The sequence below is a fragment of the Dysgonomonas sp. 521 genome (assembly GCF_010501055.1).
Classification (GTDB): domain Bacteria; phylum Bacteroidota; class Bacteroidia; order Bacteroidales; family Dysgonomonadaceae; genus Dysgonomonas.
Genome location: NZ_QVMO01000017.1, coordinates 1 through 15,335 on the forward strand (window position 1 = coordinate 1; position 15,335 = coordinate 15,335).

The 15,335-nt window shown below is 41.0% G+C and carries 15 protein-coding genes; 1 reads left to right on the forward strand and 14 read right to left on the reverse strand.

All coding sequences use genetic code 11. From position 1 onward, the window contains the following. Positions 1–263: hypothetical protein (locus D0T84_RS22530; protein ID WP_370525460.1), on the reverse strand; the 263-nt coding region annotated here is incomplete at its 3' end. Positions 264–754: 491 nt separating this feature from the next. Between D0T84_RS22530 and D0T84_RS07140 the strand changes: the two genes are divergently transcribed. Next, positions 755–1,600 (forward strand): patatin family protein, encoded by an 846-nt coding sequence (locus D0T84_RS07140; RefSeq protein WP_163307196.1) that lies wholly within the window; start codon positions 755–757, stop codon positions 1,598–1,600. Here D0T84_RS07140 and pepE read toward each other — a convergent pair. The 13 genes from pepE to pgeF all read right to left on the reverse strand — a co-directional run bounded on the left by pepE (position 1,586) and on the right by pgeF (position 15,292). Beyond that, complete coding sequence (pepE, locus tag D0T84_RS07145; protein ID WP_163307197.1) at positions 1,586–2,296, reverse strand: dipeptidase PepE; 711 nt, start codon at positions 2,294–2,296, stop codon at positions 1,586–1,588. The two genes, D0T84_RS07140 and pepE, sit on opposite strands and share 15 nt — an antisense overlap. Positions 2,297–2,521: 225 nt before the next feature. Continuing rightward, positions 2,522–2,839: a DUF493 domain-containing protein gene (locus D0T84_RS07150; RefSeq protein WP_163307198.1), complete on the reverse strand. Its 318-nt coding sequence runs from the start codon at positions 2,837–2,839 to the stop codon at positions 2,522–2,524. A 364-nt stretch (positions 2,840–3,203) separates the two neighbouring features. Next, entirely contained in the window at positions 3,204–5,675 is a 2,472-nt protein-coding gene (locus D0T84_RS07155) for a bifunctional UDP-N-acetylmuramoyl-tripeptide:D-alanyl-D-alanine ligase/alanine racemase (protein WP_163307199.1), read from the reverse strand. 110 nt (positions 5,676–5,785) lie between these two features. Then, positions 5,786–6,766 carry a GSCFA domain-containing protein gene (locus D0T84_RS07160; RefSeq protein ID WP_163307200.1) on the reverse strand — a complete coding sequence of 327 codons (981 nt, stop codon included), beginning with the start codon at positions 6,764–6,766 and terminating at the stop codon, positions 5,786–5,788. A gap of 102 nt (positions 6,767–6,868) precedes the next feature. Beyond that, positions 6,869–7,522, reverse strand: a complete 654-nt coding sequence (locus D0T84_RS07165) for a hypothetical protein (protein ID WP_163307201.1) — start codon at positions 7,520–7,522, stop codon at positions 6,869–6,871. A gap of 409 nt (positions 7,523–7,931) precedes the next feature. Continuing rightward, positions 7,932–9,131 carry an acetate/propionate family kinase gene (locus tag D0T84_RS07170; RefSeq protein WP_163307202.1) on the reverse strand — a complete coding sequence of 400 codons (1,200 nt, stop codon included), beginning with the start codon at positions 9,129–9,131 and terminating at the stop codon, positions 7,932–7,934. Positions 9,132–9,135: 4 nt separating this feature from the next. Then, positions 9,136–10,101, reverse strand: a complete 966-nt coding sequence (locus D0T84_RS07175; protein ID WP_163307203.1) for a 3-hydroxyacyl-CoA dehydrogenase family protein — start codon at positions 10,099–10,101, stop codon at positions 9,136–9,138. A 94-nt stretch (positions 10,102–10,195) separates the two neighbouring features. Further along, positions 10,196–11,203: a phosphate acetyltransferase gene (gene pta, locus D0T84_RS07180; RefSeq protein ID WP_163307204.1), complete on the reverse strand. Its 1,008-nt coding sequence runs from the start codon at positions 11,201–11,203 to the stop codon at positions 10,196–10,198. Between the two features lie 147 nt (positions 11,204–11,350). Next, a complete protein-coding gene (locus D0T84_RS07185; protein WP_255495249.1) occupies positions 11,351–11,938 on the reverse strand; it encodes a YcxB family protein in 588 nt (195 codons plus the stop codon). Positions 11,939–12,222: 284 nt separating this feature from the next. Further along, positions 12,223–13,098 carry a carbon-nitrogen hydrolase gene (locus D0T84_RS07190; protein ID WP_163307205.1) on the reverse strand — a complete coding sequence of 292 codons (876 nt, stop codon included), beginning with the start codon at positions 13,096–13,098 and terminating at the stop codon, positions 12,223–12,225. Positions 13,099–13,168: 70 nt separating this feature from the next. After that, positions 13,169–13,393, reverse strand: coding sequence for a hypothetical protein (locus D0T84_RS07195; RefSeq protein WP_163307206.1), 225 nt, complete (start codon positions 13,391–13,393; stop codon positions 13,169–13,171). Positions 13,394–13,400: 7 nt separating this feature from the next. Further along, the gene (locus tag D0T84_RS07200; protein ID WP_370525463.1) at positions 13,401–14,438 is read right to left on the reverse strand and encodes an agmatine deiminase family protein; all 1,038 of its coding nucleotides are present in this window, start codon (positions 14,436–14,438) and stop codon (positions 13,401–13,403) included. Between the two features lie 44 nt (positions 14,439–14,482). After that, positions 14,483–15,292 carry a peptidoglycan editing factor PgeF gene (gene pgeF, locus D0T84_RS07205; protein ID WP_163307208.1) on the reverse strand — a complete coding sequence of 270 codons (810 nt, stop codon included), beginning with the start codon at positions 15,290–15,292 and terminating at the stop codon, positions 14,483–14,485. Between the last annotated feature and the right edge of the window lie 43 nt (positions 15,293–15,335).

Consider the following 15,335-nt stretch of genomic DNA (forward strand, 5'->3'; position numbering starts at 1 on the left):
TCTTTTATCTTCTGCATGGAAATAAGCGTAAAATTAAAATCCTGAAAATTGAATATATTCTCGAAATTTATTCTAAAATATTGTTCACAGTACCGAGAAAAACGAGCAAGTTGCAAGAAATTTATTTTACCTTTAATGCCTAAATAAAACATTAGCAGGTGGAATATAAAATTTTTTCTTGTCTGCTTGATATTTGAAAAAATATCTGAACTTAAAGTATTAAGTATAAATGCATTAGCATTTGGATATTCGTTGGTTGTCATTACTTTATAGATTTTGGTCAATCTACTAAGATATTGATAATCAGCGAACTATCCAAGTTATTTAATGCTTATTTTGTTGAAAATCAATCAATTATATCTATTTATAACGAACTATTGCATACTATATATGGGACGATGCAACCGGATGGGTAGGTACCCAGAAATATGAGTATGAATATACCGCCGACAACCACAAGTTAGTAAACCTTATCTACACCGAATGGGATAAGCAAATAGCCACATGGTCTGCCAAAGCTCAACACCTGATTCATATTTACGATATAAATGGAGAGTTGTTAACAGTAAAACAATTTAAAGTAAACAACGACTACAACGGACTAATAGCAAGCAAATAAACCACACATATAGTACTATTTTTTTAATACACACAACACTACTTTTTTTATTTCGGGTTCTGTTCCTTGTGAAAGGGACAGAACTTTTTTCTTAAAAAATCACTAACTTTAGACCTCTTTTATAAAATAAAGTTGATGATTGACACAAAAAACACAGGCCTTGTACTCGAAGGCGGGGGGATGCGCGGAGTATTTACATGTGGCGTACTGGATTACTTTATGGATAACAATATCGAATTTCCGTATGCTATAGGTGTATCCGCGGGAGCCTGCAACGGGCTGTCGTTTGTCTCCCGGCAAAGAGGCAGGGCGAAATACAGTAATATCGACCTGTTGGCAAAATATAGATACATCGGATTCAAGCATTATATAAAGAAACGGAATATCATGGATTTCGACTTATTGTTCCATGAATTCCCTGAGAATATTATCCCCTACGATTACAACACATATTTCGCGTCGCCTACCCGGTTCGAGATGGTTACATCCAACTGCCTTACCGGACAGGCTGAATATCATGAAGAGAAATCGGATAAAGACCGTGTTATCGACATCGCAAAGGCATCGAGCAGCCTGCCCATCATGTGTCCTATAGCCTATGTGGACAATACGCCTATGCTCGATGGCGGCATCTGCGACTCTATACCTGTATCACGCGCGATAAACCAGGGATATAAAAAAAACGTGGTCATACTTACACGAAACAAAGGATACCGCAAGGAAGGCAAAGACATAAAGATACCTTCTTTTATTTACAGGAAATACCCTGCTATGCGCCAGGCTCTGAGTAATAGGAACAGCCTTTACAATGCCCAACTGGATTTAGTGGACAAATTGGAAGAGGAGGATGCTATCTTTGTAATCCGCCCGCAAAAACCGATCCTTGTAGACCGTATAGAGAAAGACATAAACAAACTCACTGCGCTCTACCAAGAGGGCTATGAGTGTGCTAAAGCTATAGATAAACTACTTGTTAAGTAGGAAGCTGAAATCGTCTTTTGCTTTCAGCTCTTTCGGTTCTTCTCCATACTTGAATATGCGTGCCGGTTTTTTACCGATCAACTTCAGGGTTTTCCCTTCGAGGTTCAGCATAGAACCTTCTCTCAGGCCGACAACATAAACATCCGGATTCTCCGTAATAAATTCGCGTATACGGTCTTCACGGGTTTCGCCTCCATGATTCTTCGGATTAACGTCCAGATAGTGCGGGTTGATCTGAAAAGGAACCAGATTTGCCACATCGAAGCCTTTCGGGTCGATTATAGGCATATCGTTTGTCGTACGCAATGTAGGGCAAGCCACATTAGAGCCGGCGCTCCAGCCAATATAAGGAATCCCTTTCTTTACACGTTTATTGATTACTTTGATAATCCCGTTATCACGCATCATACGGACAAGTTTCCACGTATTACCGCCACCCACAACGATAGCTTCGGCTTCCTCTACAGCTTTTTTAGGGTCGTCGAAGTGATGGATGCTAACCACGCTATGGCCTATTTCCTTAAAGCGATTGTTTACTTTCGCCTCATATTCGTCATACGAGAACGTTACTGCCGCATAAGGAATAAATAATGCTTTTACAGGCTTTTCCCCTAAAAACTCTTTGATGTTGTACTTCGGATAATCCAGATAGGCTTCCCCGGGATTTGTGGAGTTACTGATAAGTAATAGTCTCATGATAATATGTTTTTTTACAAATATACGAAACAATCCAAATACATTCAATCGTTATGTCAAACAAGATGGAGAGAAGGGACGATTGTTAAAAAGTGACAAAGGTGACACTTTTTTTTATGGTTTCCTTTGTTACTTTTTTATCTGTTGGCTCAATGGAGTGAAGCGTAATTTATTTCGAAAGGGCGGAAAATTGCATACCTATATTATCCTAACTTTATCAATGACTTAAAGCATCATAACCCCTTCTATAGCAGCAACCTGCCTATAATAGATCACAACATCGTCTGCATCACTAACCGAAGTCTTAACTGTGATACTTGAATATTTACCGTTTTTACTATCCCTGATAGAGAAACTTGCATTTGCTTTTTCAAAAATAGAGTGTACTTTTGCTATATTGCTCTGTTCGGAAGTGACGATAAACTTAAACATATAATCTGAAGGAAATGTATGCATTTCCTCCAATTTCTTTTTAAAAGTCAGATAAAAATCATCTATGTGCTGAACTTTATCTTGTTCCAGAATTTCTATTTTATTATTCATGTCAATCAGTAATTGATAAGTTATATGTTCAATTTCATTAGTCGTTTTGCGTGACTCGGCATAACATTCACAGGAACGAAGCGTATGTAAAAACGACTAATGTAATTGAAGTTATTTTTTCAAGTTTGAAGTCGTCTAGACTTTTCGATTTTGGTAATATTTTGAAATAAATACCCTCTTTGTCATTTTGAACGGAGTGAAACACCGTTCGGCGTTAGCCAATTGCAAATCGGCAGAGCGAAGCGGAGCCAAATGTCTCTTGAGAAACGAGATGCTTCCTATCGTCAGCATGACAAAATGAAAGAAGAATAAAAAATCTAGATGACTTCTTTACTTACAACATATAAACCAAACAGCTTCTAAGCTATTCTTTATAATATATATGCTTTACCCTGTTGGAAATGGAAGTCAGTATCTCGTAAGGAATCGTATTTATTTTCTTTGCCAGTTCGGTTACCGGCAATTTTTCTCCAAATATGGTAACGAAATCCCCCTCTTTTACCGCTACTCCGGTCACATCTATCATCGTCAGATCCATACAGATATTGCCAACAACAGGAACGATGTGCCCGTTTACGAGGACACCTCCCACCCCATTGCCAAACTGACGGCTGATACCATCGGCATATCCTATACGTATGGTGGCTATTGTGGCATCTTTATCGAAATGTCCTTTGCGCCCGTAACCTACCGTTTCTCCGGCTTTGATGTGTTTTATCTGTAGTATTGTCGTTTTCAGGGTACATACATTGCGAAGCCCCTCCAGCCCGCTCGCACTTACGCCATACAGGCTGATTCCCAAACGTACCATATCCATTTGTTCTTCGGGGAAACGTTCTATTCCAGCAGAATTAAGGATATGCTTCATCACAGGATAATGGCAGCTTTCTTCTACCTCTTTGGCTATTTTCTTAAATGTCTTTATTTGCTCCACTGTAAAATCATCGAAGTTCCAGCTTTCACTTGCGGCCAAATGCGAGAATATGGATTGGATGCGTACGCCTGTCTGGCTCTTCACCCTGTCCATCAATGTCGGGATATCCTCTTCGGTAAATCCCAGACGGTGCATACCCGTATCTATCTTGATATGTATAGGATAATTGGTTATCCCCTGCAATTTGGCTTCTTTGATAAAGGCGTCCAGTATCCTGAAATTATACACCTCGGGTTCAAGGGAATATGTTGCCAGCTCTTCAAAGCCGCCTACTTCGGAGTTGAGGACTATAATAGGTACTTTTATCCCTTGTTTCCTCAGGAAAACACCTTCTTCGGCTACGGCTACGGCAAGATAGTCGCATTTATGATATTGCAGTGTCTTGGCTACTTCAGCCGCGCCTGTACCATAACCATCGGCCTTTACCATGCAAATCATCTTGGTCTTAGGCTTTAGCCTCGACCTGTAGAAGTTATAATTATGCACGATAGCGTCAAGGTCAATATCGAGTACTGTTTCATGGGTCTTTACTTCCAACAGCTTGTTTATACTCTCAAAAGAGAAGCTACGAGCGCCTTTCAGCAGGATAAACATATCCTGAAAGTCGCTCCATATATTGGAATGGATAAAATCTTCGGTGCTATTAAAAAAATGGTTTTCGGTATCTTTAAACAATTCTTTGTGTGCAGATATTTCTTTTCCTATACCTACCAGTAAATCTATTTTTTTATTTAAAACCAGATTGGAAGCCAGATAATACAATTCTTTGAGAGCCAGCCCCGACTGCGGTATATCCGAGATTATCAGGGTTTTCTTCTTCTGGCTGTCGGTAGCGCGTTGCGCGAGAAAGTCCAAGGCTATATTCAGTGAATTTATATCCGAGTTGTAAGAGTCGTTTATCAATGTGGAATTATTCTTCCCCTGACGAACATCCAGGCGCATAGCTACCGGTTCCAGAGTAGACATCCGCTCGTTTATATCCGGCAACTGCAAGTGCAGGTAAATCGCCGTAGCCAGTACATGGATGGCGTCTTCGATTGCCGCGTTGTCCGAGAAAGGAATCGTAAATTTAGAAACCATTCCCAGAATAGAATACTGGATCGTAGTATAATCGCCTTGCTTTTCTACCTTCATAATATACAGCGGGCTTTTACTTGATCCCTTGCGCGACCATGTGAGCCGCTTATGCGACAGGCAGGCTATCTCCATGCATTCGTCTATCAGTTCGTTCTCTTCTTCGCAAATGATGACATCGCAGTTGATAAAAAGTTCCAGCTTTTCGAGGCATTTCTGCTTCATCGACTTAAAGCCTTCCTGATGTGCCTGTCCTATATTGGTAAAAATGCCGATAGTGGGGCGGATAATAGATTCAAGCTTCGACATCTCTTCGGGTTGCGATATTCCCGCTTCGAATATACCCAGTTGGGTGTGGTCGTCCATCTGCCAGACAGACAAGGGAACCCCTATCTGGGAATTATAGCTACGGGGCGAATGCGTAATATTGAAGTTCTCATGAAGAACCTGATATAGCCATTCTTTTACAACGGTTTTCCCATTGCTGCCTGTAATACCTATAACCGGTATATTAAACTGGCCGCGGTGGTATGCCGCTAAACGTTGCAGGGCAAAAAGGGTATTGGCCACAACAAGGAAATTGGCGTCACTATACTCATCCCATTCAGGCAGCAGCGTGGAAACAACGAAATTGCGAACCCCCAGTTCATACAATTCTGATATGTATTTGTGCCCGTCATTGTTCTTTGTGGTCAAAGCAAAGAATAACGTTTCGTCAGGAAAGAATACCTGACGGCTATCGGTTAGCAAAATACTGATGGAGGCGTCATTCAGGTCGGCAGGTATTGCGCCTGTTATCTTAGCTACCTTCTGTATAGAATATTTCATTTACTATCCCTTTCCTTGAGGTCGCAGACCTGTTTATTACTTTATTTGTAAAATAACAACAGAGTGTCGCGACTTTAAAATATATCATTAAACTCTAACTACTGCTTATTTTATGATCTGCTTTCGAGATCTGATATTTCGTCCGTACAGCAAATGTATGGATATTTCTCATTGAATGCCTTTAGCTTTAACAAAGTTTGCCTTAAAAAATGCTTATACTCTTCACTCTCCTTGTTTATTGGCCTATGATTGAGAGCCTGATACAATTTCCGCCATTCTTCGATAACCGGATGCGCTTCTTCATCGAAATAAGTTACTGACAAGCGTTCCCATATATATTTTACTGCAACCGTATTGGGATGGATCATATCTTCGTTGTAGAAGCGGTAATCCCTCAGTTCGTCCAGAACGATTTCGTAGGATGGAAAATAGTGCAGTCTATCCTCCTGCCCACATATTTTATCAATAGCAAGCAACAGGGCCGATTTACTCAACTGGTTATCATGCGCGCCATCCTTTAGATGCCTGATTGGACTTACCGTAAATATGATTTGCAGCAAGGGATTGATTTCCCTCAGAGTTTTTATCAGTGACACCCATTCGTTTACAATATCTTCTACGGAAAGGCAGTAACGGTCGAAATCGGAAGCGGGCAGTTTATGGCAATTACCTACTACTATTTCCTGTTTTTTCGAATAGAAAACATAAGCAGTCCCGAATGTTATAAACAGAACATCCGCGTTGCGCAAGTCGTCGGCAGCCTTATCTATACTTTCATTTATTGCAGACAGGCAGGTCACTTTATCCACATTGGAGAATGCGCCATGATGCCAGAAGCTATGATAAAGGCCTTGATGCTCGAAAATATCCGTTTCGTCAAACCGTTTCCGTTCTATCATAAACTTCAAAGCCTGGCTGATGGAAAGCGGATTGTAAAGAATGCCAAATGGATTTAGGTTTACGTCGAATTTATTCTCAATAAGGAGTTTCCCTATATTCTCAATAAAACAAGAGCCCATCATTACAATATGGCTCTTATGCGAAATACTTAAACCGGATCTGGGTATATCTATTCTTGTTCTGAAGTCCATTTATTCTGTTATTAATATCGGGCTAATTTTATGAGTTTTTAAAAAGTGACCCTTGGTTACTAAAAAGTACAAGTTGTAAACTTGCATCAACAAGGATTATTTTCAGGTATTCAGTTTTTCTTCATTAAGTTTTATCAGTTTTGCAACAGTAACTTCCGGTAATTCATAGGTTCTACATGTTTTTCCAAAAGCGTTTTCAATATCTTGCAATCTTATACCCAGAAAATCCATAACAGCTAAAGGATAAAAAAAACAATCATATCCGTATTCAGATGTAAATTCTTGCAAACCAATCTTTTCAAAATCGAAAGGCTCTCCCGATTCCGAGACTTCATCCTTACCGTCAGAATCAATATAGTATTCGTAGGAACGAACACACAAACTTTCTTTATAAATCCTATAAGACATTATGGGCATCCACAAATCGGTGTAAAATTCATATACAATATTTTTATCCGAGATTTTTCTGCATAATTTATCAGAGAATAAATCAAGATACATAGCATCTACAATATGCCATTCATTTATTGCGGGAGAAATAACAAACTTTTCAAGATTCTGCAAATACCATTTATCAGCACTGAATTTTTTTGTGTTCTCCTCTAAAAGGGTATTATTACCCCAGTATTGCTTCTCATCAATAAGTTTTAAATCAAGATATGAAATTAGTGAGGACATTGTGCTTTCATGCACAAGTAACCATCGGTTGCAACTAAAAGCCTCAAATACTTTTTCTGAAACTGTTTGTATTCTCATTTTAATAAATCATAAAAGTATTAGTAAAGATACAAAAACTTCAAGCAAAAAAACATATATAATAAGGGCTTATTTTAATTTATCGCGGGAAGGAATGACGTTTTCGAAAAGGGTGCGAAGGCATTCTGAACGATGGGAGGTATATAAAAAAGAAAAGGTTGTCATCACGACAACCAATCTTCATTGTTAACCTTAAATCTAATACTATGAAAAACACATTACAAATGTAAGCCCTACTAAGCTATCTTCCAAATAATAATGAGTGTATTTCTTACCGTTTAAATTTGTTTAACTGAGACCTCCGAATTGCCAACCAAATTGTTAAAGAACCTTGTGTATTATAAAGAAATAAAAAACGGCACATCGATGTGCCGTTTTTACCTGAAGAACTATATATCAAATAAAGAATCTACCTATTCACTATTTCCATTGTATCCGAAGCTATCATATATTCTTCATCGGTAGGAACAACCATCACAGTGACTTTAGAATCAGGGGTACTGATAACAGCCTCATCTCCATGAATTTCGTTGTTTTTATCTATATCAAGTTCGATACCCATATATTCCAGACCTTTACAGACCTCCTCACGAACGGGCGAAGCGTTCTCTCCAATTCCTCCGGTAAACATAAGTACGTCTACACCTCCCAGCACAGCTGCATAAGCTCCCACGTACTTCTTAATACGGTGTACAAACATATCAAAAGCCAGAGCGGCACGCTCGTTACCTGCGTCTATAGCGGCACGTAGTTCGCGCATATCGGACGATACACCCGAGACTCCTAATAGCCCGCTATGTTTATTCACAAGAGTAGAGATAGCCTGTGTACCGATATTTTCCTTTTCCATGATAAAGGAAACAATACCGGCATCTACGTCTCCCGAACGGGTACCCATCAGCAAGCCTTCTACCGGGGTCATCCCCATAGATGTATCTACAGACTTACCACCGGCAATGGCAGCCAACGACCCGCCATTCCCTATATGAGCCGTAATGATGCGTTGTTCTTCGAAAGGTACTCCCAATATATCACATCCCTTGCGCGATACATACCTGTGGCTCGTCCCATGAAATCCGTAACGGCGAATCGCATATTTCTCGTAGAGAGAGTATGGCAAGCCATACATATATGATTTTGGAGGCATGGTCTGATGGAACGCCGTATCGAATACGCCAACCTGCGGAATATCGCCCATCAGCTCCTTTACGGCGTAGATACCTGCCAGATTTGGCGGGTTATGCAATGGTGCAAGCTCTATACACTCTTCCATCTTCTTAATTACCTCATGGGTAATACGCACACTGCTGTTAAATTCTTCGCCTCCATGTACCACACGGTGCCCTACAGCGTCTATTTCGTCCAGTGAAGCAATACATCCGTATTTCTTACTCGTCAATACACCTAATATGTATTCTATACCGGCCTGATGTTCGAGGATTTCGCCTTCAAGAACAACTTTATCTCCGTTTGCCAGCGGGAACTTAAGAAAAGAACCTTTCAATCCGATTTTTTCGACCCCTCCCTGTGCTACTACGGCTTTGCTTTCCATGTCGAAAAGCTTATATTTTATAGAAGAACTTCCACAGTTCAATACTAATATCTTCATGTCGTTAAATTAAATCGTTTGGTCCAATAATTTTTCCTGCGTCATCGTAAACATAGAAGCCCCGCTTTGTAGAGACACCCAGTTGCTTCGACCTGAACAGCCTCCACAGTACCGGTGTAGCCTTGTACTTCTTATCTCCATATTCATGGAACATATCTTCCATAAGCATTACCAGCTTTTCGATACCCAGAATATCCGCCAGTTGGAAGATACCGAAGCGTTGCCCGAAAATAATGGTAAATTCTTTATCTATATCTTCTATCGATGCTACATTTTCCATCCATATCTGGCATGCTTCGTTGAGCATGGTTATCATCATACGGAAACTTACCAGCCCGCTACTTTCGTGGACTTGTATTGCCGTATGCTTTATCATGTGCGCAAAGTAGTACATCTTATGCACAGCCTCTTCGGATGTGAACGTGCCTCTTACTACTTCCAGCAGGCGCGCATCGGTGTGCGACACAGGGAAGTGCAAGCTGATACAACGGCTTTTGTATTTGAGGTCTGCCGCCAATTCACTGATGATAACAGTGGTGGCGTTGGTAGCGATGATAGCATCGGGAGCCAGAACTTGTTCCAGATTGCGAAAGACTTCTTTGCGCAGTTCTGTACTTCGTTCGCCGTCTACATCGTAACGGATACATTCGATGACGAAGTCACAATCTTTCAAATCCTGATAGTTGAGCGTACCTTTGATGCGTCCCATTGTCGCACGCTTTTCTCCCTGGGTAAGCCCCCAGTTCTCTATTTTGGTATCCAGCCTGTTTTCTATATCGCTGAAGGCTATCTGTATCCTCTCGTCGGAGACTTCTACAAATGTTACTTCCATACCCGACAATGCTATAAGACTGACAATATGCCTGCCATCGCGGCCGCAGCCCACGACTCCAATCTTAGAGAAGAGCGACCTCTTTTTATGTTTTGTGCTTAACCCATACTCTTCGATAGGTTCTATTATTTCTGCCATAAATTATTTTAAATTAGGAGTTATGAATTGTAAATTATAGATTACGAGTTTTCACTCAGGCATATCCATAATTTATAATTCATAATTTACATCTTTATTTTTTTGCTGCTATAGCCTGATTAGCCGCAATAGCGACCATATTATATATATCGCTTACCGAGCATCCGCGCGACAGGTCATTTACCGGAGCAGCCATTCCCTGAAGAATTGGGCCTACAGCTTCGGCTCCGCCCAGGCGTTGCACCAGTTTGTATGCTATATTCCCTACTTCCAGCGAAGGGAATACAAGCACGTTGGCGTGTCCGGCTACATCGCTATCCGGCGCTTTTTGTTTCCCTACGGCCGAAACGAGAGCCGCATCTGCCTGTAATTCGCCGTCAATTTTCATCGAAGGATCTATCTTCTGAGCCAGTTGTGTAGCTTCTATTACTTTATCTACCATCGGATGTTTCGCGCTACCTTTTGTGGAGAAACTCAGGATGGCTACTTGCGGTTCTTCCCCTACCAGCGCCTTTGCTGTGCGCCCTGTAGCCACTGCGATCTCCGCTAGCTGGGATGCTGTAGGATCCGGCGTCACGGCACAATCGGCAAAGACAAGCAATCCGTCTTTACCATACTGTTTCTGGCTGGTAAACATCAAAAAAGCACCTGATACCACGCTGATCCCCGGTGCTGTCTTTATTATCTGCAATGCTGGGCGAAGCACATCGCCTGTTGTATTTTTAGCTCCGGCTATTTCGCCGTCAGCATCCCCGTTCTTTATCATCAGACAGGCTATGTACAATGGGTCTTCTGCCAGCTTAGCGGCTTGTTCTATTGTTAAGCCTTTAGATTTCCTCAGTTCGAAAAGAAGATTTGTATACACTTCTTTCTTCTCATAATTCTGCGGGTCGAGAATTGTCGCTTTATCTATATTCTTCAGGCCGAGATTTGCCGCGAGGTCTTTTACCTCTTTCACATTCCCGATAAGAATAATATCAGCAACACCGTCATTAAGCAACTCGTCCGCCGCTTTTATTGTCCGTTCTTCTGTTCCTTCAGGCAACACGATACGCTGTTTGTTCGCTTTAGCCCTTTCTACAATTTGTTTAATTAAATCCATGATATATGATATGTTTATATTCCCTTTACCGAGGTCAGGATAAATCCTGATTTTATAAAAATCGAGCAAATATAGCAAAAAATGTAAACTGTACTTTACATTTTAGCACTAAATATTCAGACTAATATGAAATAAGTTAAAAAAATATTACTTCCATTGCCAGCTTAAATTCCGGATAAACGGGAAATTGTTGTTTTCCTCATATACTGCCAGTTGTTTCTCCAGTTCTTCCACTTCCTTAATTTTTTCTTTGGGAATAACGATACAAACAAACTGGTTCATCATTATAAAAAAATATTTACCTGTCTCGGTGACATCCTTGATGTCATGTATATTAAAATAGCTATGGCCTCTGGGTGTGACGACTTCTATAACATCGCTACCCAATAAAAGTTTTATATTATAGGGTGAGTAATCTTTCATATTCTCATTTACCTGCCGCTTGCACATCCGCTTGTAGAACCAAGCTGACCACTGCGGATAAAAAATGAAAAACAACACGGCCGAAGCTATAAAGACATAAGCCAGAATGCTGTGCAAGTCATCAAATAAAAGGATAAGACCGAAGAGGAGGGATAATCCGGGTAAACGGAAACGGTCAATTTTTTGCCGCTTATTATATTTCTCATCCTGAGACATATTATACAGTTGCAGTTCCAGATAATCCTCTGTTGTCAGTATATAGTTAAGTTCCATATTGTTTTCAGGGCTCAAGCCTTTTAGAGCCTGTTTCAATTTTAGCGAAAATTTTTATTACAGGTTCAGGTCAATAGTTCTTACAATTTTTTTTAGGCTCTTTTTAGCGTATTTTTGGCTCCGCCGATTTTCAATTCCCTTTTTACTCTTGGTTTAGCCCGCTAATTAGCTCCGCTGACCGTTGGTTCGGCTAGCAAAAATGATAAAATACATCTAAAATATCAGGAACAGTCTCTCGTCCCCATCTCCTTGACTGATTTTGCATTACAAGCCGGTATAAAAGCCCCAGCGCTGTTTTTAGCATACGATCGTTTTGTGTTTCTTCAATCAATAAACCGCTTCGTTATACCCCCGAAAGCATCGATACGCCTGTCGCGGAAAAATGGCCACCAGCGGCGTACCTGTTCCGAACGTTTCATGTCTATTTCTACTATCTGTACTTCTTCCTTGTCGTTGGATGCCTGCCGTAGTATCTCTCCCTGTGGCCCTGCTACAAAGCTGTTTCCCCAGAAAGTGATCCCGTTTGTCTGCCCCGATGGGTCGGGCTCGTATCCGGTACGGTTTACAGAAATTACATGTAGCCCGTTTGCTACGGCATGCCCACGTTGAGAGATAACCCATGCGCCAAGCTGACGGGCTTTCTCTTCCTCCGTATCGGTAGATTCCCATCCTATAGCTGTAGGGTAAATAAGCATATCGGCACCTGCCATTGCCATCAGGCGGGCAGCTTCGGGATACCATTGATCCCAGCAAACCAGCACACCCAGTTTACCCAGAGAGGTTTCAATGGGCTTAAAACCTAAGTCGCCGGGAGTAAAGTAGAATTTTTCGTAATAGGCCGGATCGTCCGGTATGTGCATCTTGCGGTATTTACCTGCGATAGTACCATCCTTTTCTATCACTACGGCTGTGTTGTGATACAATCCCGGAGCACGGCGTTCAAAGAGGGATAGTACGACAACCACTCCCAACTCTTTAGCCAAAGTACCGAATTCATCTGTAGACGGTCCCGGTATTGTTTCGGCCAGATCGAAAATATCGGTATCCTCTACCTGACAGAAATAAAGCGAATTATGCAATTCCTGCAGAACGATAAGTTGAGCGCCTTGTTCCGCAGCCTTTCTTATTTTACCTTTAAGCCCCTGTATGTTTTTTTGTATATCAGGTGTATTTGCCTGTTGTATGATTCCTATTTTCATAATCTATTATAAGTTAGCCCCACCCCTCTTGCAGGTCTTATTTCCCCCTTTGGAGGAAGAGGGGATGGCGTTAATCCGGTAATTTAATCGAATCCGGAGACATTTCTACATGCTTCTCAAACTCTTCGATCCTTAATTTTATATCATCCAGAAATTCCTGAGTACAGCCTCCTTTTTCGGCATCCAGATAATACTGCCTGAGTAAAGGTAAGAATAATATATCGTTGCCGGAAAACACCATTGCCGGAACATCATTCTTTATACATCTTAATAGTAGCGCTTTCTGATCTTTCATAGAATAATTAAATAAATCCTTCCGGATATTGCATTGTTATACAATGTAAAGAGCCATGCTGACGAATTAATGGGGAACAGTCGATCCCGATAATTTCCCGTGTAGGAAACGCTTTCTGCAACTGCTTCTTTGCCTGATTGTCCTTTTCTAAATCATTATAAAACGGTAATAATACGACATCGTTCATTATGAGAAAGTTGGCATAAGTAGCGGGAAGCCTTTCATTATCCTCATCATATACGGCTTTTGCCATCGGCAAGGTTATCAGCCGGTATGGATTCCCCTGATAGTCGGTGAATGATTTCAGCTGTTCTTCCATTTTCGATAATGCCTCGTAATGCTCGTCATCTTTATCTTCACATTTTACATAGGCTATCGTATGCTCGTCACAGTAGCGGGCAAGTGTATCTATATGGCTATCGGTATCGTCTCCGGCTAAATATCCGTGGTCTAGCCAAAGTACCCTGTCCAGCCCGAAACTTTTTTTCAGGTAATCTTCTATCCCGTCTTTCGGCAGAAAGGAATTTCTATTCGGAGAAAGCAGGCATTCAGTAGTTGTCAACAATGTCCCTTTTCCGTCCGACTCCAATGCTCCGCCTTCTAAAGCGAAATCTTTTTTATTGATAAGCTCAACATCGCGGCCAAACACATTATTCTTAAACAAGCCTCTTGTTATCCGGTTATCAAAGTTGGAGGCAAATTTGAGCCCCCAGCCATTGAAAGTAAAATCATAGACTTGCTTCTTCCCTTTGTTAAAGACAGATATACCGCTGTGGTCGCGTGCCCACGTATCATTAGTTGGTAGTTCTACCAATATAAGATTATGGAGTAAATCTGTTTTATTACCCAATTCATATCTGACCAATCCGGCATCATGGCAAACGACTATAAGCTTTTGCCTTTTCAGTATTTCCGTAGCTATATTTACATAACATGCCGTCACTTCTTCCAACATGTATCCCCAATCCGTCTTGGGATGAGGCCATGTTAGTTGTACGGCACTTTGCGGATACCACTCGGGTGGGAAAAATATAGAATTCATTATTGATCCGGTTTTAGATAATTCAAGCCAACAAAAATACAAAATAATTACAATAATATCCCACCTGTTACTATCCGTCCGGAATGAATCGTTTGCCGGCGCGCCGAAAATAACAACTCAGGATTAGAGTATGTACAAAGACCTGCTTTCTCGATATTACCGATAGGGATTCCCGCTTCTGCTAAAAGAAGTCCATTCGCGGCTTCAAGGTTGATATGCATTTTCCCGCTTACATGATTCCGGTAAGCAATATCTCCGATTGAAAAACCTGCCTGAATGAAAGCCTCTACAACTTCCTCCCCTACCTCAAAGTGTTTCTGCGAGATGCAAGGGCCTATTCCGGCAAGTAGATGTTTGGGATTACTGTCGAACCTCTCCATCATTTTCAGGATAGTCTTTCTTACGATTTTAGCCACTGTCCCCTTCCATCCGGCATGTACAGCCGCAAGGATATGCCGTTTAGTATCATATATCAATATGGGTACACAGTCGGCCGTGGTTACTCCTATGCAAATATCTTTCCGGTCTGTAATCAGGGCATCGACACCATTCATCAGGCTTGCCTTTTCTAAATCGCTTTTGTACAGGAATGCTTCATCTATGATTTGAATCCGGTCATTATGAGTCTGATAGGGTAAGTACAGATTTTCTACAGAAATGCCAATTATATTTGCCAGATGTTCCTGATTCTCATTCACACTTTCGGGATCATCCCCGGAATAAGGGCTAAGGTTTAGAGAAGCATACGTCCCGGTGCTGGCACCTCCGTGTATCGTTGTGGAAAAATTGAACAAATTCCCTTTAGGAAAGGCGTTAAACATTAACAGATCAAGACCTTTATTTTGAATTATTTCCATACCAAACGGCGATTATTTTAACAACTTAGAGCCTGTTTAAATT